Origin of the sequence: Caloramator sp. ALD01 (assembly GCF_000472625.1) — a bacterium.
GTDB lineage: Bacteria > Bacillota > Clostridia > Clostridiales > Caloramatoraceae > Thermobrachium > Thermobrachium proteoclasticum.
The window spans coordinates 1-20,346 of record NZ_AXAA01000028.1 but is presented as its reverse complement, the minus strand read 5'-3'; the positions used below and the strand labels follow the sequence as shown (position 1 = coordinate 20,346).

Genomic DNA, 20,346 nt, shown 5'->3' with positions numbered 1-20,346 from the left:
CTGAAAATCTTCAGGGGGTATAAGTTTAATTTGTGTTATTTAATTCTAATATCTTTTTAATAGATACTCCACGGCTTCCAGAACCTTGGTTGTTTATTATAACAGTATTGGATTTTACTCCTTCAAATACTATATCCGACTCTGGAGAAAGCTTAAATGTTAGTTTTGCATCGTTTTTTATAGTTCCTTGGGCTCTTCTTAGTATTTTTACTTTAAATATAAATGTCTTTGATTCTCCTACGCCCATACTGTCAATATCAATATAGACTATTCCATCGCTTGGTTCACCTGTGTGGGTTACTGTACCTTCTGCATAGACAACTTCAATAAATTTTAAATCATCGTTTAGAACATCGCTTACATTTACATTATAAATTGGATTTGGTCCATTGTTTGTAATAACAAGTCTATATTCAACAAGCTGCCCAAGTGAACCTACGATGTTATTGGGTGTAAACTCCCCTTGTTTTGTTAAATTTCTCTGTTCCTTTGATAGACTAATCTCTGAGTTTGTTACATAAATGTTTGTGCAAATCTGAATTCCAGGGCCTATTTCCTCAGGGGATAGATACCATACTCCATAGGCACAGTTTTGCTGGGTATCTATTAAGGTTATAGGGTTTGGGTTTGCACTTAAAATAGATACATCAAAGGCGTAGTTATAATATTCGTCCTCCTCTGCATAGGCATAAGGTACAACAGGGAATACAACCTTTTGGGCTTCTATTAAAACAGGTTCTATTGGCTGTCCCATTAAAGTTGCATTTCCGACGTAGGTTTGGCCTATAGGGAGTATATCAGTAAACTGACCATTTACTACACTTGTTCCCTTTGGAAGTTTAAAGGTTACGGTATATCTTATGATAGTTCCTACTGTAGTGTAGTATATATCTGCAATTTTACTAACTTCAATATCAGGGAATTTTTGAATAACTTCGTTGGTATCTTCTTTTGGATAGGTTATTGGGGTTGTATTGTTTGTGGAGTATATAAAGCTTCCTTTATTTTTAGAGAATCCACCTGCAGGAATACCTCCCACAACTTTAACCCTAAATATTAGAGATTTTACTGTGTTTACTGGAAGTTCATCAATCGTCCATTGAATTTTTCGAAGTAGTGGGAGGTAGATTACTGTTCCAATAGGTGCATCATAGTATCCTGTATATTCTAAATAGGGTGATATATAATCTTCAATTACAATATTGTAGGCAGATGATGAACCGAAGTTGTGGACTGTTAATCTAAATTCAAGTATATCATCGGCTAAAACAGACATTAAATTAGTAGTATAACCTGTCTCTTGAGTAATATTTCTTTGGGTTTTTGTAACAAATACAAATGGCCTTGTTACTTCAACATCTACATATTTTTCTATCTTAGGGCTTAGTGTTCCTTCTTCATCTATTTCACTTGTAACTTTAATGATATTTCTTTGAGTTTCAATATAAGGTTCTAAGTTGTTTCCATCAAGTACCCTTGCATTAAATGATAATGTTATTTTCTTCTCCTCTAATGTTGCATCAACAAGTGGAATGTTAAATATGATATCACCATTAGAAAATATAGGAGTTAATGTTGTTGAGTTATAAATTGCAGGGCCTAAATAAATTTGTTTAGATGGCAGAGTATCTATTATGCTTATATTTTTAGCCTTTGTTCCATAGGGCACAGTTATTTCTATAAAGTAGGTTATTATATCTCCAACCTTAAAGGTATTATCTGATGCATATTTTAAAACACCAAGTTCACCTAAAACGGCATAGACAGTATTTGAAGTCTTTGGACCATAGTAAACAAGAGGTGTTGCACCTTGTATAGCAAAGGTTGCATTAAAGCTATTTGGAACTCTTTGTCCTGTAAATGCACCAGAGTTTACTATAAGGGCAATCACTGCCTTGTATTCGGTACCTGCAGGAATTGATGGGATAGTCCATTCAAGGTTTCCTGAAGAAACAGTTAGTGTTCCTGTGTCAATTGCAATTATACTGATAAATGATAATATAGGATTAATTATTTCAGTTGCAACCACATTAACAAGTGCATAGGTGTTGGGGTTATATACCTTAAGTTCATAATATACCAAGTCTCCAACGTTAACCTTTATATCATCGGTTGTAAATGGATTAAGTGGATTTGTTGTTGTATTATTTTGGGATTTTGTTAATATTAGGTTTGCATTTGATACATAAACGGTTGAGGTTGCTGTTTGCTGTGGACCACTTGGACCAAGTGGAGTGTATTTCCAATCAAGTTTAGCCGTATTTATTTGTCCTTGCTGAGGAGGTGCTGTGATACTGTTTATCTTTGCTCTGAACTTGTATTCAATGGAGACTTCTGCTACTTGGGCATCTATTTCAGTTTCAACAGGGAAGGTTAAAGTGGCAGCACCAAGATTTACACCATTTTTAGTTAGAGTAAATGGAACATAGCTCTGCTCTATTGGTAGTATATCGTTTACAGTTACATTATATATCTTTACTCCAAGAGGAACTGATACGTTTATTGTATATTCAACTTCTTCACCAACAAGGGCAGCATTTTTATCTACCTTTTTTGTAATCTCAGGGTAGGCGTAGTTGAAGGTTACTTTATTTGATAAAGCAGGGCCTAAAGTTTTTGGATTTACTGTATTTGTATCATATAGGCTCTCTGCAAAGTTTTCAACAGCCTCACCCGGTGTTGGGTTTGAATTAACTGTGCAGGAGAATATAAGTGTTTTTGCTTCTCCAACTGTTAAAGTAGATTCAGTCCAAGTAACTGTACCAGCAATGTGAGTTACAGTACCTGTTGGTGGAGGAGGTACTACTGAAGAAAATATTAGATAGCTTGAAAGTATATCGGTTGTTATAACATTAAAGGCATCTGCTAAACCATCGTTTGTAATTGTTAGTTTATAGTGTATTTCATCTCCTGCCTCAACATCAAAAATAGGATTTTTGGTGAAATCTCCGCCTTTTGTTACGTTCTTTTGCCACTTTTCAATCTTTATATGAGGGCTTCTAACCTCAACATCTACAAAGGTTGAAACGATAGGTGCAGATGGGCCTCCTTCAGTTAAGTTCCATTTTATAGAAGCACTATTTCTTTGCATTTCTGTATAAGGTGCCTCTGTCTTTCCATCTCTAACAATAGTTTTAAAGGAGTATATTAGAGTTGTTGGTCCATATACCGGAGCTGTCTCTTGATAGGTTATTGTATTTCCTACAATTGTTGGAGCTACAGGGATTGTATTTCGTGTAAAGCTACCTATTACATATTCCTGCTTTGATGGGAAAACATCAGTTAATAACAAATTGTAGGCAACAATATTTTCAGGAACAGGAATGGTTATAGTGTAGGTTATTTCATCTCCTATCTTTGCAGGATTTGGTACAGCCTCCTTGGTGATAGTGAGTGCAGGTATATTTATGGTTGTAGTATTTGAATCTGCATTATAGGTTACAGGGTTTACATCATTTGAATCATAGGTTGAGGTTGCCTTGTTTGTTATTGAGCTTGAGGCTGCAATTGGGGATTTTATTTTAACTGAGAATTCAAGGGTTGCCGAAGAACCATTGTTTAAAACAGGTATATTCCAGTTAATTGTTTCAGGAGGTCCTGCAGAGTAGGATGCTGTTCCAGATGATGCACCTATTATTGAGATAAATTGTAAATTAGAATCTAAAATATCACTAAGGTTTATATTATAGGCAGGTGATGCACCGTTTGAGTTAATAGTTATCCTATAGTATATAGTATCATTTGGATTTGAGGTTATTGGGTTTTGCGTATAGCTTCCACCTTGTGTAAAGTTTCTTTGTTCTTTTGTAACTACGATGTTTGGGGTTCTTACTGTTATATTTAAGTTTGAGGTTCTATTTCTAATTAAAGGTCCTCCAGATACAAGTGCCCAGTCTATTCTTGATTGATTTTGTTGAGTTTGGGTATATGGTGGGGTATGGTTTCCACTTATTACCCTTGCAATAAATCTATATTTTATAGTTATTGGATTTGGATAGGAATAAAGGTCTGGTTCTGTAGGGAATGTTACCACTTGCCCAACAACAGAAGGAGTTATAGGTGTAATAGGACCTTCATCCTGCTGTCTTGTTGCAGGGCCAATATAGGTCTGTCCTGTTGGTAGTGTATCCCTTGCCCTTAGTGAATATACATAAACACCATAGGGTATTGTAACAGTTAGGGTATATTCTATATCATCACCTATTTCAGCCTGAAGAAGCGATGCAGTTTTTACAAGTGTTAAGTTTGGAGCAATAAGGTTAACGGTATTGGAGGTGCCGCTGTATTCAACACCATAGCCATTGTTGTTGGTATTATATATAAATGTTGCCTTATTTGAAGTTGATGAGTTCGCGGCAAAGCCAGGTAAAGTCTCTACTCTAAAGGTTAGTGTAGCCGACTGACCAAGTGGAAGCTCAGGAACTGTCCAAGTTACTGTTCCCATTGAATAGGTTGGAGTACCTAATGTTGCATTGAAGCTTAAGGGAACAAAGCTTAAAAGTGGATTTAATACATCTGTGACGATGGTGTTATAGGCTGTTTCAAGTCCGTTGTTGGTTACGGTAATTCTATACTCAATAATATTTCCTACATTAAAGCTTAAATCTGCAGTTCTAAAGGTTCCATTTTGGGTGTAGTTTCTCTGTTCCTTTGTGGCAATGATATTTGGAGTTCTTACTACTAAATTTTGAGTTACTATCTCTGGGATTGCAGGAGTTCCTTGTGTATCAACATCCCATTCAACCTTTGCAGTGTTAGGTTGGTTTTCACTAAATGGTGATACGTGTGCAGCAGAAATAACTCTAATATCAAATGAATAAATTAGCTTAACTTCATTGGCTGTTGCATCTATTATTGGTATGGTTGGAAAGACTACATTTGGTGGTGTAACAGTAGGTGTAATGGGGATACCGTTTAGTGTTGCATTTCCCACATAAACCTGTTCAGGTGTCTTATAGGTGTCTGTTACCTTTACGTTATATGCTATAGTTCCTTTAGGGATAGTTACTTCAAGTATATAGGTTGCAATATCTCCTACTTTAACAAAGGCAGGGTTTATAGTTTTAACTATTTTTAGTCTTTCGGTCTTTAGAATTGTTGAATCCTCAAAGGGGTCTCCAGGATATTGATAGGACATATCCATCTGTGAATAAGGTCTTGTAAGGATGGCTTTGTTTATATAAACCTGACCGCTTACTACAGAGTTTGTAACTAAAACTTCATAACTAAAGGTTAGACTATCCCCAGGTGCAAGTTTTCTTATAAGCATTGAAACGTTTTGTCCAACAAAGGTTGGAGTGTCATAGATTCCTGTACCTGTAATAGTGTAGTTTCCATTATATACAAGACCGTCGGGTATTACATCTGTTAATGTCATCATAAAGGCATCGGTTGTAAGGTTATCTAAGGTTTGGGTGTTTTTAATTGTTATGGTATAGGTGTATACTTCTCCAGCTTTAATAGCATTTACATTAGGACCTGAAACAGATTTATCAAATTCGATATTTGGTGTTCCAAATTTTACCTCAATCTGGTCTCTATCGCTATAGGAAAGTGCTAAACTATTTCTTCCTGCAAGTTTTGCAAGATTATTTTTTACAGTATTCAAAGGTATATCTAAAACAGGAATTTTAAAGGTTGCAGTCCATATTGTGCCACCAGGTAAATTACCTAAAGCCCATCTAAAACCATTTGGCGATACTGTATAAGGGCTAAAGGGCCCAGGTAAAGTTCCGCTGTAGGTAATAGATGATGGTGGCAAAGGTCCCATATTGTATGGGGCATAATCGTCTATCTCTATATTAAGCTGGGTAGCATTTAAAGTTGATGCATCATAGTTTATAGAAAATTCTACTAAGTCACCAGGTGATGCAACAGAATATGGTTTTGGAGTACCGTCTTTGTAGTAGTATCCAAGAATTTGCTTATCAATAAAAGGTTTTTTTATAAATGAAGTGACTGAAGAACTATCTGGTGTCTGCCAAAGTGTATTTGAGTTTATACCATTTACGTTTGAATTGTTTGTCAAACTATCGTTTGATGCAACAGGGCTACTATCTACATAGGTTGCTTTAGTTAGTGTTTGGAATGTTATTGTACCTGTTGTACCGGCTGTTAGATTACCTAAATTCCAAGTTAGTGTGGTTGTTCCATTTGGATTTATTGTAATAGATGAAGGAGATGGATTTGCTGAGCCTAAAACGTATTCCATCCCGTCAGGAATTACATCTACAATTACAACATTGTTTACGTTGTCGTATTGATTTACTTTATAAACAAGTTTATATGAATTTGTAAGTCCTACGTCTGTAATAGATGAACCTAAAATGGATTTATCTATTGTTATATCCTTTGCAATAGTAGTTAGGTTTGCAGTTACAGGGCCGGATAGACCATCTAATATTGCAGTATTTATTAAAGGAGTATCGTGGGGTATCTTACTACCAGAGTTTTCAACACATCCTGTAGAGTATTTATCCCATATTGCTACATCAAAGTTTATTATATTTGTGCTTCCAGCAGAAAGTGTTTTGCTTCCCCAGTCAATTATTGTATAGTTTTTGCAGTTTGGAGAAGGTGAGGGTACTGTAACGGTTGGGGTTAAAAAGCTTGATGCGTTAGGACCGGTTGCAGTAATATTATTTAAATATCTAATTCCATTTGGAAGATTGTCTATTAATGTTATATCAGATGATTCACGAGTGTTGTTATCAAGTATCAATGTGTAGGTAAATGGCCAAAGAGGATTTGGTGTTGGAATTAGTCCTGCACCCTTTGGCATTTTACCGGGACCTTTTTTAATTAGGTTGTATCTTAATGGGATTATATTATTTGTGACACTTTTTATAATTTCTATATTACCAGGGTCGTCGTTTCCTCTTGGGAGTGTATCAACCTTTGCAGTTAGGTTTAAATTTGGAACTGGTATATCAAAGGGAACTGGAAGTGATGTGCTTCTAAAGGTTTCATCCGACTTTATTTCAACAGATATGGTGTAGTTTAGCTCATTTGGAGCAAGATCCTTAATGTTAACCCACTTTACTGTGATTGTACCGTCAAGATTGGTTATAACTTCTGTAGGAGAAATGCTACTTGAGTAGAATGAAAAACCATCTGGGATAGTTAGTTCAACGTATAGGTTGTAGCCTCTATCCACAAGGCTTGTGTTTGAGAAGGTAAGGTTTAAGGTAGAAGTTTTTCCAAGTACAATCTTTAAAGGTTGTGGCGACATATTTGCTACAAATTCAGATGGAGATAGTGCCATATTTACCCTCCATTATTATTATTTCTCGTATTATTATATTCATTATTTATATTTATGATGAATGGGAGAATATTGGTTTAAAATTTTATAGAAGACTTTTTATTTTGTTAACATATAATAAAATAAAGCAAGCTTAAGGAATTTGTATTATGAGTATATGTTTTCTTTTTTATTTAGATGGAAATAACGAAATTGAACCTGAAATATATAATGCCTTTGAGAACCTTCTTAGGTTTAAATCAAAGGAAGTTGAGCTTTTTATTGAAGTTGGAAGGGAGAATAGGGAATTTGTTAAGGTAATAAGGCCCTTTGAAAATATACATTATGATAAAAATTTATGGACTGGTGTAAGAAGGTACCATATAAGGGATGGATATGTAGAATACTTTGATTTAGGAAAAAGGAATATGGCACACCCTAAGGAATTATATGATTTTATATGTTGGGGATTAAAGGTATGTAGGGCAAAATACAATGCACTTGTTATTGCCTCCCACGGTTTTTCCTTTGTAGGAGGAATTACAGATTTGACCTTTGATGTTCCCTATGTTATGCCGGTAGAGGATATGAGCTATAGTATAAATAAAGCTCTTTTAGATTGCAGAAAAGGTTTAGATCTGCTTTTTTTGGATATGTGTTATATGAACTATATAGAGATACTTTATGAAATCAAAAAAAGATATGACAATATAAATTATATTTTAACCTATTATGGTGAAGGGGATTTTGGTGGAATTGATTATATAAGTTTTATTGAAAATTTTTATAGTCTTATTGAAAGGAATAAGGATTTTTTATATTTTATGGAGAGGGATAATTTAATATTAAGTAGGCCAACAAAATCAAAGGTAAAGGATATTAAGTATTTTTGCAATGCCTTTGCAGAGGAATGTATTTTAAAGGGCTATAAGGATATAGAAGCTGTAAAAAGGGATATAGGTCTTTTAGAGATATATAAAAAAATAAATAATATAGTTTGCTTTAAATCAGAAAATTCCAGAGGAGTACAGATAATAGACTTTTATATAGATGAATTGTATAGAATATATAGAAATTTAGCCTTCTCAATTAACAATAAGTGGATAAATTTAATATCAAAGGATTTTAAGGAATGTAGTGTTCATAATATAAATTTTTTACCAAAGAGGCTCACGAAATCCGCAATCCTTGGTCTTATATTATCATTAAATGGAGGTATTGATATAAAAGAAGCTACAAATATTTTAAATAATGTTGTTAAGGTTAAAGGTTGGAATATTTGATTTAAATTTAAAGACATATTTAGCTTTACTTGAAGCAAACTAATATTAAGAAACAAAGGGAGGTGTTTATATGCCTCATATAAAGGATAATCACAATGAGTGTGAAGGACAGGACAGTCTAAAGGAAGTCAACGCAAGAAGAGTTGACCAGCTGATAGATTTAGTTGAAAAGCATACAAGGACAGAGAGACACCTTGAGGAACACTCAAATATTACCGATTTGGATGAGATTAAGTATGTCCTTGAACTTCAAAGACACAGAGAGGAACAAATTAAGCACTTAAGAAATTTAATTGCATATGGAAAAGATGATGATTTTTACAAGAGGGAAGTAGAAAATATTGAAAAGAATTTAATCTATACAGAACATTACCTTGACCATAACAAGCATAATATGGACGAATTTACGCTACAAAAGACAATGGAAAAACAGGAGCACAGAAGGGAGCAGCTTGAAAACCTAAAGCATCTGCAATAGGTGGCCTATGCCACCTATTTATCATATAGACATAAATTGGTTATAATGCTAATATTAAAGGTAAATAATACAGTAGGTGATTTTTATGATAAGAAGTAAAAAGGTTGATTTTTCAAAGGTGTATTCTAATTTAGATGAACTAAAAAATGTATTTAGTCAGTGTAAAGATAAAATAGTTGTTGCATATTTATTTGGATCAGCTCATAGAAGACAAGTTACGCCTTTAAGCGATGTTGATATAGCAATTCTTATAAATAAGGACTATGAGGATATAATTAATGAAATAGAAGAAAAACTGTATGAGGATTTAGTAAGATGCTTAAAGACTGACGAAATTGATTTAGTTTGTTTAAATAGAGCTCCTCTAAGCGTTCAATATGGAGTAATTAAGGATAAAGAAATATTATATTTTTCAGATAAGCAGAAGGTTGTTGATTATGAAACAAGTGTTATAACAAATTATTTAGATATAAAACCTATACGAGATTTTTTAAATTTGGAGTTTTTAAAAAAGGTGGGAATTTAGTATGGATGAAAAATTAATTACCCAATTAAGGTTATTAAAAAAGTATATGGATATGCTAAAAAAAATTGCATCCCGTAATAAGGAAGAGTATTTATCTGATGAAATATTAAAGGGAGCTGCGGAAAGATATCTTCAGCTTTCTATAGAAACTTGTATAAACATAGGAAGTAGAATAATATCCTTAGAACAATTCAATAAAAATATATCTGCACCAGAAACCTATGCGGATGTTTTTGAAATATTAAAGAATATAGGTTTATTGGATGAGGAATTTGCTAAAAACTTAAAAAATATGGCTAAGTTTAGAAATAAATTAGTTCATATGTATTGGGAATTAGATGATGAGTTTGTATTTAACATAATAAAAAATAATTTGAGTGATATAGAAGAATTTATGAAAGTTTCTGCAGAGTACATAAAGAATAACTCACATATATAAATGTGGCAGGTTGTTGAAAAAGTTACATACTGATTAGCCCCATGAAGGATTTCTTAGGCATTCGTTCATTTCGCTAATAAATTCTAAGCTTTTCTTTGTTTGAAAAAGTCCTACCCTCGCGATGCCATCGTCCTGATGGCCGCTCGGCTCGGCATGTCCTGTGCCGAATTACGGACTTTTTCAAAGTCGAAAATCTAAGAATTGCTAAAGCTTATGAAATATGCCATTTTGAAATCCTTTCATGGGGCTTTTTCATACTTTAGCTAACAATTAGGTTTGTCAACAATCTGTCACATATATAAATATGGGTTATTTTTTATTATATTGAAAAAATTAAATATATATGCTATTATAAATATACCCCCACAGGGTGGGGGAGGGAGGAGGATAATATGAATAAAGAAAGAGAAGAAGCAAAAAAATATTTAAAAACCGCCAAAGGACAAATAGAGGGAATACTCAAAATGATAGATGAGGGAAGATACTGTATAGATATCTCAAATCAAATAATTGCAGCGGAAAAGCAGATAAAAAAGGCAAATATGTTAATTTTGAAGGGCCATTTAAATAGCTGTGTTAAGGAGGCCTTTTTAAATAATAATGGAGAACAGAAGGTAGATGAAATAATAGATGTTTTTGATAAATTAACAAGGTAGGTGGATTTATGAACAATAAATTTAAAATAACGGGTATGACCTGTGCAGCCTGCTCAAGGGCTGTTGAAAGAGCTGTAAAAAAGTTAGATGGAATTGATAAGGCAGAGGTTAACTTGGCAATAGAGGAGCTTTATGTGGAGTATGATAAGACAAAGATAAATGAAGAGGATATTATTAGGGCTGTAGAAAGGGCAGGTTATGGAGCCTCCTTAAAGAATATAAAGCAGGTTACTTTAAAAATAAGTGGTATGACCTGTGCCTCCTGTGCAAAGACAATAGAGAGGGTGTTAGGGAAGGCAGATGGTATTTTAAGTGCAGAGGTTAATTTTGCATTAGAGAAGCTGTATGTAAAGTATGACACATCAAAGGTAAGACTATCTATGATAAAGTCAATTGTTAAAGGGGCTGGATATGATGTAGTAGAAGATGTTAAAGAAGAAAGTCAAGGGGATAAAAAAGAGGATAAATCCTTAATAAATTTAAAGATTGCAGCAACTTTTACTATTCCTCTTTTGTATATAGCAATGGGGCATATGCTTAATTTCCCAATACCAGATATAATACACCATCATAAACATCCATTAAATTTTGCACTTGTTCAACTAATTCTTACCTTACCTACAATTTATGCAGGAAGAAGGTTTTATACTGTAGGATTTAGAAATTTAATTAAGCTATCGCCTAATATGGATAGCTTAATTGCAATAGGGACTTCGGCTGCTATAATATATGGATTGTTTGCTATATATCAAATAGCAATTGGAAATACCAATTATGCAATGGAGTTATATTTTGAGTCGGCAGCAACAATAATTACTTTAATACTCCTTGGTAAATATTTAGAGGCAAGGGCAAAAAATAGAACCTCAGAAGCAATAGAAAAGCTTATAAATCTATCACCAAAGATGGCTACGATAATAAAGGATAATAGGGAAATTGAGATACCAACAGATGAGGTAGAAGTTGATGATATGGTTTTAGTTCGTCCTGGTGAGAGGATACCTGTTGATGGAGTTGTAATTGAAGGAAAAACGACAGTAGATGAATCAATGCTCACCGGTGAGAGCATACCGCAGCTTAAGGAAGAGGGCTCTAATGTTTTTGCAGGTAGTATAAATAAAAATGGTTCAATAAAATTTAGGGTAACAAAGGCAAAGGAGGATACAGTTTTAAGCCAAATAATTAGACTTGTTGAGGAGGCACAGTCTAAAAAGGCACCTATTGCAAGGCTTGCTGACATAGTGTCTGGATATTTTGTGCCTGTAGTTATTTTAATTGCAATAGTATCTTCGGTTGCTTGGTACATTGGGACAAAGGATACAGTATTTTCTTTAACTATATTTATTTCTGTACTTGTAATTGCCTGTCCTTGTGCTTTAGGCCTTGCAACACCGACAGCAATAATGGTTGGCTCTGGCAAAGGGGCAGAACTTGGGGTGCTTATAAAATCAGGTGAGGCACTTGAGATGCTTCATAGGGTAGATGTAGTTATACTTGATAAGACGGGTACTATAACTGAGGGAAGGCCTTCAGTTATAGATTTAAAGCCTATTTTTATAGATGAAGAAGAGCTTATTTCCTATGCTGCCTCAATAGAGAGACTTTCGGAACATCCTCTTGCTGAAGCAGTATATGAATATGCAAAGGATAAGGGAATAAAAATATATGATGTTGAGGATTTTAAAAGTATTACAGGTCACGGAGTATATGGAAGAATTCGGGAGAGGGAAATTTTAGTAGGTAATACTAAACTTATGAAGGAATATGGTATAGATATATCAAATGTAGAGGAATATATAGAAGATATATCAAAGCACGGAAGAACGGCAATTATAGTTGCAATAGATAATGAGGTTAAGGGTGTAATTGGAATTGCAGATAGGGTAAAGGAAAACAGCAAAAGGGCAATAGAATTAATAAAAAATATGAAAAAGAAGGTTGTTATGCTAACAGGGGATAATTACCTTACAGCAAAGGCAATTGCAGGCGAAGTTAAGGTGCACGAATTTATTGCGGAGGTTCTTCCTCAAAATAAAGCAGATGTAGTGAAGGAATACCAAAGCAAAAATAAAAGGGTTTTAATGATTGGAGATGGAATAAACGATGCACCAGCCCTTGTTCAGGCGGATGTAGGAATGGCAATAGGTTCAGGTACAGATATAGCAATAGAGTCAGCAGATGTTGTTTTGATGAAGAGCGATCTTTTAGATGCAGCCTATGCAATAGAGTTAAGCAGAAAAACCATAAAGAACATTAAGGAAAATTTATTCTGGGCCTTCTTCTATAATGTCATAGGTATACCTGTTGCAGCAGGAGTGCTTGTACTATTTGGTGGCCCAAGACTAAATCCTATGATTGCAGCACTTGCAATGAGTTTTAGTTCTGTTTCTGTTGTTTTAAATGCTTTAAGATTAAAGGGCTTTAGGCCTAAAAGATAAAGGAGGAGTAAAAATGAAAAAGAAGATTAATATTCAGGGAATGAGCTGTATGCATTGTGTAAGACACGTTGAGGAGGCATTATCAGAAATAAAGGGGATATCAAATATAGAGGTTAACTTGCAGGGCAAATATGCAGTTTGTGATGTGGATAATGTGGATGATAAAGAGATAATCCAAAAGGTAGAGGAATTTGGATATAGTGTGGTTTCAATAGATAAGATGTAAAAAGCACCTAATATTAGGTGCTTTCCTTTACTTTATCAAAAACTATAAAAACTAATGCCTGCATAACAAATACTGTTGCAGAAATTATGAAGGTTAGTGAATATCCTAATTTTGTATATGAAATTATATTTCCTGCTAAATATGAGGATATAGAAACTGTTATGTTACCTATAAGAACAACTATGCTGTTGAATTTAGCCTGATGTTCCTCATTTACCGCATTCATAAAAATAATGTTTTCAATAGGTACAGTTATATTTATCAGCACAGACCTTATAAGGAAGAATAGACATAATAAAAAGGTTATAAAATTTAGGCCTGGATTTAAAAGAACAAACAATAAAACAAAGGGGAATGATAATAACTTGGCAAAGGTTATGGTCTTAAGCTGACCAATTTTTTTAGCTATTATAGGGGAAATAATCATAGCTAAAAGGTTTCCAAGCATATTAAAGTTATTTATAAAAGCTGCAGTGTCAGTTGAATAATTCATTTTATTTATTAAGTAGGTTGTATAGTAGGGTATTATCATTCCCACTGCAAAGGCACCACAAAATGTGTATAGTAAAATAAATTTCATTTTTTTATTTATTTTAAGTTTGTTGTTTTTCCTGATCCTATCTTCAGATTTTTTAATTGAAGTTATAAATAGAGCAGGTATGGAGGCAAATAAACTCAAAAAAGCCATTATAATTAATGTGGTGTTGAAACTATATAATTTTATTATTTTCCCAGAGAAGTAGTTACCTAATAAATTCATAAAGGTAGCGTATGTGAATATAAAGCTAAATAATTTAATTGTATCAAAGCCATTGCTGTTTTTAATTAAAAAGGGCGGTTTTATTACAACTATTGCAGATATACCCATTGCATATATCGATGCAGCAATTAGTATTGAAAGTTTTCCAATAGAAAACATATAGAGTATACTTGATACAAAACATAGAACTCCTGTTGAAGCAAATATGTACTTATCCTTAATGTGTTTTGACAATATACCCACTATATATGCAAATAGAGCAAAACTTATTGTTTGTGTAACAGTTACAATACCTAAAAAGCTTTCATTAAATCCTTTAGATAAAATAAAGGGACCTATAAAAAATGAATAGAAACCAAAATATATTCCGATAAATAATTCGATTAATAGGTATAGCAATATATTTTTGTTTATATTTTTTACTTTTTTAATCATATCCAAAATCCTTTCTCATTTAATTACAGCTTTATTTTAGCCAAATTAAATAGAAAGAACTATTTATATATTATCTTCTACTTGTACAATATTATCTTTTTGCGTTCACAGGAGGGGCTATGCCCCTTATATTTTTTGTATACTCTATTAAAGTATGCTGTACTTGAAAAACCTACCATTAACGCGATTTCTGTAATGGGTTTATTGGTGGTATTTATTAAAATTTCAGCCTTAGAGCATCTATAAAAATTAAGATATTCAAGGAAGGTTTTACCCATCGTGTTTTTAAAAAATCTACAAAAATAATTAGGAGCAAAGTTAAGCATTGATGCAGCTTCGTTTATAGTAATATTTTCGTTGTAGTGTTCATCTATATATCTTAAAAGTTTTTCTAATCTTTGAAGGTTTTCTTTATGCTTTTTATATGAGATTTCATTTTTAGATGTTGTTTGGGAGTAGGCAATAATTGAGGCTAAAATTTTATAGATACTTCCTCTAATATCAATTTCATAACCAAGGGGTTTTTTATTATATTTATTTATTATATCCTCCATATAATGTCGTATTGTTTCTATATAATCTATGTAGTTTTTATCCTGTTTTATTATTTTATCATCATCGTTAAAGGGAAATAGTTTATTAAATTCAATAGGAAGGTCTGTTGCTATGTTTGTATCAAATTGAAGTACAAGGTACTTAGAGAAACCATATATGGCGTGGACATCTAAACTGTTTAGGAGTACTATTTCACCATCTTTTATATCGTAATAGGAATTATTTATTTGTATTTTTGCCTCTCCCTCTAAAAGATATAGTATTTCTATAAAATCGTGCCAGTGGGGTGGAACATATGTACACGTTTGATTAAGTTCTGTTATAAATATCTTTATAGGCAGAATTTTATTTCCAAGCTGTGCTATTTCTTTAAATGGTTCCATATTAATCATCTCCATAAATAGTGTTATAATAATCATATGAAAAAATTCGACAATAATTGCAATATTCCTTTATAATTGATATAATTTATTTTTGTGAAGTTTAAAAGAAGGGGCGAATATTGTGGAGAAAACATTTGATGTTGCAGTATTTGGTGCGGTCTTTGTAGATATAAAGGGTTTCCCAAGAGATGTGTTAAATCCAAAGGGAACTAATATAGGAAGTGTAAAGTTTAAACACGGTGGAGTAGCAAGAAATGTAGTTGAAAATTTTAGTTATATGGGACTTAAGACAAGATTTGTATCAATTGTAGATAATAGTGCACTTGGTATGGAGGTTTTAGCAAGACTTAAAAACGAGAAAATCGACACAGAATATGTTGATATTGTGGATAAAGACGGTATGGGTATGTGGCTTGTTGTATTAAATGAAAAGGGAGATATAGCAGCCTCAGTATCGCATCAACCAAATTTAAAGTATCTTTATAACATAATTGATAATCACGCTGAGGATATTATAAGGGGTTGTAATAGTGTTGTATTAGACCTTGATTTTGAAGCAAGTTACATTGAAAAGATAATAAATTTAGCAAAAAGATATAATAAGAGGGTTTATGCAGTTATAGGACATCTTGATGTAGTAAAGAGAAATAAGCATCTATTTAATAAGCTTGATTGTTTAATATGTAATAACATTGAATTTGAACTTATAGCAGAAAAGACATTTGATACAAAGGAACAGGTATTAGATGCTTGTAAGGAACTTACAAAGAATGGACTTAAAAAGATAGTTGTTACAATGGGGAAAAAGGGTTCTGTTTTTTATGATGCTGAAACTAATGAAGAGGGATTTGTTGATATTGTACCAGTTAATGTTATTGATACAACAGGTGCGGGAGACTCCTTTTTTGCAGGAACAGTTTACGGACTAATTAGTGGATATAGTTTAGAGAAATCTGTTTGTATTGGAACGCGTATTGCAAGTTTGACTATAAGCTGTAAGGATAGTACAAATCCAGAAATAAAGCAGAAAATGCATATTATAGTTGTCTGAGGGCTAAACTTAAGCCCTCAGATTTTACCTGACCTTAAAATGGATATAAGAATCCAAAGACCTAAGATACCTGCTACAATATAACCAGTAACTCCAAGTATTGATATGCCATAAATTTTTGGCCCAATATTTGTGTTTAATATTAAAGATGAACCTATGATTAAAGATGAGGTTATTATTGCAAAAACTAATCTATTTACCATTTTATTAAGTTCGTGTATAGGTTTAGATAAATTTTTGTGTTCAAGCTGTACTTTGGTTCTGCCTGCATTGACATTGTTTAGCAGCTTATTTATGTTATGTGGTAAGGACTTTAATTGTGAGTTTAAATTAATAATTTCAAATATCAAATCATTAAAGTTGGGGAATATTTTTGATGGATACTGCTCTTTGACAAATGGAATTGCAATATCCAATATTTTTATATTAGGAGATATTTTTGCAACAACACCCTCTAAAATTACAAGTCCTCTGATTAAAAGGGTTAAATCCTTTGGAAGTCTAATATTATTTCTCTTGGCAACTTCAAATATTTCCTCAAGCATTTGAGATATTTTAAGATTTTCAAGGGATGTTGTTAAGTAGCTAACAAAAAGATAATCAATATCTTCATATAGTTTACTCCTATTTATATATCCCTTTTTAATTCCAATATTTAAAAGGGCAGAAATCATTTTATCTATGTCTCTAAAGGCGATTGAAAGAATTACTTCATTCAGCGATTCCTTCATAGACTTTGAAAAACATCCGACAATCCCAAAATCAATGTAGTATATTTTATTATCCTTAACAATTAGATTGCCTGGATGGGGGTCGCCGTGGAAAAAACCATCGGCAAAAATCTGTTTAAAATAGGATAGAGCAAGCTTTTTACCTAAGTCCTCTAAATCATATCCTTCGTCCATTAGATTTTCTATATTATCTATTTTGATTCCATCTATATATTCCATAGTAAGAATTCTTTTGGTTGTTAAATCCCAATAAACATATGGGCAAGAGACAAATTTAACATTTATATTGTTGTTATAAAATTTATCTAAAGCTTTAGCTTCATTTATAAAGTTTAGTTCCTTTTTTGTGGCTTCTTCAATTTCAGACAATGCCTCCTTAGGATTTATAAGGGCATCATTAAATTTAGCATTAGTAAACCTTAGTATTCTTTTGAGTATTTCTATATCAAGCTTCATATTTTCTTCTATATTAGGTCTTTGGAACTTGACTATAACTTCTTTTCCATCTAAAAGTTTTGCACGATGAACTTGAGCTATTGAGGCTGAAGCAAGAGGTTTTTTTTCAAAATATGAAAAGTGCCTATTAAGAGGAACACCAAATTCTTGTGTAAATATGTCATTAATTTCTTCGAAGGGAATTTGCATTACATTATCCTGGAGTCTTTCCAATTCCTTTATGTATTCATAGGGAAGAATATCAGGACGGGTACTTAAAATCTGTCCTATTTTTATAAAAGTTGGGCCAAGTTCCTCAAAGGCTCTTCTTAAATTTTCGGGTGAAGGTGTTTGATTTTTTATTTTACTATCAACTATATATCCAAATCCATATTTGGCAAGTATTTTTACTATTTCTCTAAATCTATGCAATGTATTTTTTTTTACCATATAATCATTCCTTTTAAATAAGCAAAAGGTTTATAACCTTTTGCTTATTTTAGTTTAGATTCTAATTCTTCAATTTTTCTTTTTAATTCATCCAGTTCAGACTTAGTTGCAAAATTCATTTCTCTTAAAAGTTCGGACATATCTTCCTTGGTTAATGGCTTAAACTCTGCAGAAACCTTCTCGGTTTTTTCCTTTACGGTTCTCTTTAATTCTTCGGTTAATTCTTTTCCTTCTTCAACAGTCAATTGACCTTTTTTGATAAGGTTTTCTATAAGTTCAGTAGCCTTTTCATATGTGTAGGCTGCAGAACCTACTCCAGCAAGGAAAATATTTTTTAATTCTTCCTTCATAGCAAACCCCTCCCTTTCAAAATATTATACTACTTAGTATAAAAATATTCATTAATAATTAGTTAATTTTGGATAAAAAATAAGTATAGTATTTTTTAGAATATTTAGAAAAGATATTGAATTTTCAAAATATTTATGATATAAAAACATTAGTAGAAATTTTGTTTATCTTTGGGGTGATATCATGGGAAAAACAGTATTATTAAAATGCAGCTGTTGCGGAAGAGAAAGCAAGGTTGAATGGGGAAGGGAGTTCTATGTAGATAGTTTAGGAAGGGAGCACTATTATCAGCTTGGGGATGTGTCAGAGGAGGCAAAAAAGAGAGGTATATCAGGTTTTTGGGTAGATAAGGTGTGTAAGAACTGCGGGGAAGTTATTAGGGAAAGTAGGTATTTAGAGGATATTGCAGATGAACACGAGGTTGCTTGGATGAATTTTCCGAAGGTTGACATTGTGGAAAAATGCACAAAGTGTGGAAGCAGGGATATTATGACACTATACGAAATAATAATAGGTGAGGATAAAAAGGTACCTTGTAATAGTTGTAGGGATGGAAGAATGAAGGTTGAGGCAATATATGAATAATTGCAAAACAAATAAAGTGTCGTGAAGTTGTACTAAACTTCACGACACTTTTTATGCTGAAAGTTCGTTTGATAGGCTCAATTTTAATTTGTTTAAAGTATTTTTAATTATATCAATGGCTATATTTAGTGTTTTGTTATCTTTATCTAAAAGAGGATTTAGTTCAACTATATCTAAAGAACACATCATACCTGATGAGGCAAGACTCTCAAGAATAAATTTTGCATCATCAACAGATAGACCGTCCTCAACTGGTGTACCGGTTCCTGGTGCAAACAATGAATCTATTGAGTCTAAATCAAAACTAACGTGTATAGCATCCACTCTATCTTTAAAGTAGTTTAACATATCTTCTACAACTTTCTCTATTCCAAGTTCTTTAACCTTGTCCATTGTGTAGAACTGACCTTTACTTCTATTTATAAGCTCTATTTCACCTTTATCAAGATCTCTACCAGCTATATGAAATACATTTTCTTCCTTTACTTTAATTCTCGCTTCATATAGGTTAACTAATGCTTCGTGACCTACTCCAAAGGATGCTGCAAGTGGCATACCGTGGATATTTCCTGTTGGTGATGTAAGATGCGTGTTTATATCTCCGTGGGCATCAATCCAAACAACGCCTATATTTTTAATTGCTTTACTTGCCCCTGCAATACTACCAAGGCCTAATGAATGATCTCCTCCTAAAACAAGAGCAAAGTCTCCATTAGATAGAGATTGATATATTTTTTCTGCAAGCTTTGTATTTGCATCAATTACTTCATTTAAGTACTTTAAATTTGGATGATGCTTATATTTATCTTCTTCATTAGCTTTAAGCACTTCTACATCACCACAATCCTTTACTTCAAAACCAATAGATTTAATAATTTTTATTATATTTGCCTCTCTATATGTTTTTGGAGCTAAATTTGAACCAAGCTTGTCTGCACCTAAATTTAAAGGTACACCAATTAAGTTTATCTTCATCTATCCGTCCTCCTTTATTTTTATTTTAAAAAACATTATTTATTTTATAAAAATATTAGTTATATGTCTATAATAAATTAAACTTAAATTCGGCAAGTGAACTTTAAAAAAGTTTCTACTTGCCATTTTTGTTTTATTTATGAATAAATTTACATTTATTATAGCATTTTAGACCGTTAGGTCTTTTTTTGAGTATACTTAATAAACCCAAATATTATTTGGATTTTTAAGGTAATTTATTTTTTTATTTTACTATTATGTGTATACTGCTATCATTTTTCTACTAAATACATGTATTTGTTTTTGAATATGAGTAATGATTTTTTCTAATAAGCAATTATTTGAA

Annotated in this window: 15 protein-coding genes; 9 read left to right on the top strand and 6 right to left on the bottom strand. The window is 32.5% G+C overall.

Features of this window, described 5'->3' with window-relative positions; translation table 11 throughout:
* Window positions 1–25: 25 nt before the first annotated feature.
* The gene (locus A3M9_RS0109890) at window positions 26–7,264 is read right to left on the bottom strand and encodes a DUF11 domain-containing protein (protein ID WP_027309084.1); all 7,239 of its coding nucleotides are present in this window, start codon (window positions 7,262–7,264) and stop codon (window positions 26–28) included.
* Between the two features lie 149 nt (window positions 7,265–7,413).
* On the opposite strand from A3M9_RS0109890, the gene A3M9_RS0109885 reads away from it, so the two are divergent.
* From A3M9_RS0109885 to A3M9_RS0109850, 7 genes are all read left to right on the top strand, one after another.
* Window positions 7,414–8,526, top strand: a complete 1,113-nt coding sequence (locus A3M9_RS0109885; protein ID WP_027309083.1) for a clostripain-related cysteine peptidase — start codon at window positions 7,414–7,416, stop codon at window positions 8,524–8,526.
* 70 nt (window positions 8,527–8,596) lie between these two features.
* Complete coding sequence (locus tag A3M9_RS0109880; protein WP_051350694.1) at window positions 8,597–9,004, top strand: hypothetical protein; 408 nt, start codon at window positions 8,597–8,599, stop codon at window positions 9,002–9,004.
* A gap of 85 nt (window positions 9,005–9,089) precedes the next feature.
* The gene (locus A3M9_RS0109870) at window positions 9,090–9,530 is read left to right on the top strand and encodes a nucleotidyltransferase domain-containing protein (RefSeq protein ID WP_027309081.1); all 441 of its coding nucleotides are present in this window, start codon (window positions 9,090–9,092) and stop codon (window positions 9,528–9,530) included.
* Between the two features lies 1 nt (window position 9,531).
* The gene (locus tag A3M9_RS0109865) at window positions 9,532–9,969 is read left to right on the top strand and encodes a DUF86 domain-containing protein (RefSeq protein WP_027309080.1); all 438 of its coding nucleotides are present in this window, start codon (window positions 9,532–9,534) and stop codon (window positions 9,967–9,969) included.
* A gap of 392 nt (window positions 9,970–10,361) precedes the next feature.
* A complete protein-coding gene (locus tag A3M9_RS0109860) occupies window positions 10,362–10,625 on the top strand; it encodes a metal-sensing transcriptional repressor (protein ID WP_027309079.1) in 264 nt (87 codons plus the stop codon).
* Between the two features lie 8 nt (window positions 10,626–10,633).
* A complete protein-coding gene (locus A3M9_RS0109855) occupies window positions 10,634–13,063 on the top strand; it encodes a heavy metal translocating P-type ATPase (protein WP_027309078.1) in 2,430 nt (809 codons plus the stop codon).
* 13 nt (window positions 13,064–13,076) lie between these two features.
* Window positions 13,077–13,289 (top strand): heavy-metal-associated domain-containing protein, encoded by a 213-nt coding sequence (locus A3M9_RS0109850; RefSeq protein ID WP_027309077.1) that lies wholly within the window; start codon window positions 13,077–13,079, stop codon window positions 13,287–13,289.
* 13 nt (window positions 13,290–13,302) lie between these two features.
* Here the strand turns inward: A3M9_RS0109850 and A3M9_RS0109845 are convergent, their stop codons facing one another.
* Both A3M9_RS0109845 and A3M9_RS0109840 read right to left on the bottom strand, forming a co-directional pair.
* A complete protein-coding gene (locus tag A3M9_RS0109845) occupies window positions 13,303–14,484 on the bottom strand; it encodes an MFS transporter (RefSeq protein WP_027309076.1) in 1,182 nt (393 codons plus the stop codon).
* A 77-nt stretch (window positions 14,485–14,561) separates the two neighbouring features.
* The gene (locus A3M9_RS0109840; protein WP_027309075.1) at window positions 14,562–15,422 is read right to left on the bottom strand and encodes an AraC family transcriptional regulator; all 861 of its coding nucleotides are present in this window, start codon (window positions 15,420–15,422) and stop codon (window positions 14,562–14,564) included.
* A 121-nt stretch (window positions 15,423–15,543) separates the two neighbouring features.
* Between A3M9_RS0109840 and A3M9_RS13680 the strand changes: the two genes are divergently transcribed.
* A complete protein-coding gene (locus A3M9_RS13680; protein ID WP_051350693.1) occupies window positions 15,544–16,473 on the top strand; it encodes a carbohydrate kinase family protein in 930 nt (309 codons plus the stop codon).
* Between the two features lie 17 nt (window positions 16,474–16,490).
* Here the strand turns inward: A3M9_RS13680 and A3M9_RS0109830 are convergent, their stop codons facing one another.
* Window positions 16,491–18,089 (bottom strand): AarF/ABC1/UbiB kinase family protein, encoded by a 1,599-nt coding sequence (locus A3M9_RS0109830; protein WP_027309074.1) that lies wholly within the window; start codon window positions 18,087–18,089, stop codon window positions 16,491–16,493.
* 44 nt (window positions 18,090–18,133) lie between these two features.
* Complete coding sequence (locus A3M9_RS0109825; protein WP_027309073.1) at window positions 18,134–18,439, bottom strand: phasin family protein; 306 nt, start codon at window positions 18,437–18,439, stop codon at window positions 18,134–18,136.
* A gap of 184 nt (window positions 18,440–18,623) precedes the next feature.
* Between A3M9_RS0109825 and A3M9_RS0109820 the strand changes: the two genes are divergently transcribed.
* Window positions 18,624–19,025, top strand: a complete 402-nt coding sequence (locus tag A3M9_RS0109820) for a hypothetical protein (protein WP_027309072.1) — start codon at window positions 18,624–18,626, stop codon at window positions 19,023–19,025.
* A 51-nt stretch (window positions 19,026–19,076) separates the two neighbouring features.
* Here the strand turns inward: A3M9_RS0109820 and rocF are convergent, their stop codons facing one another.
* Window positions 19,077–20,000 (bottom strand): arginase, encoded by a 924-nt coding sequence (rocF, locus tag A3M9_RS13675; RefSeq protein WP_051350692.1) that lies wholly within the window; start codon window positions 19,998–20,000, stop codon window positions 19,077–19,079.
* Window positions 20,001–20,346: the final 346 nt, after the last annotated feature.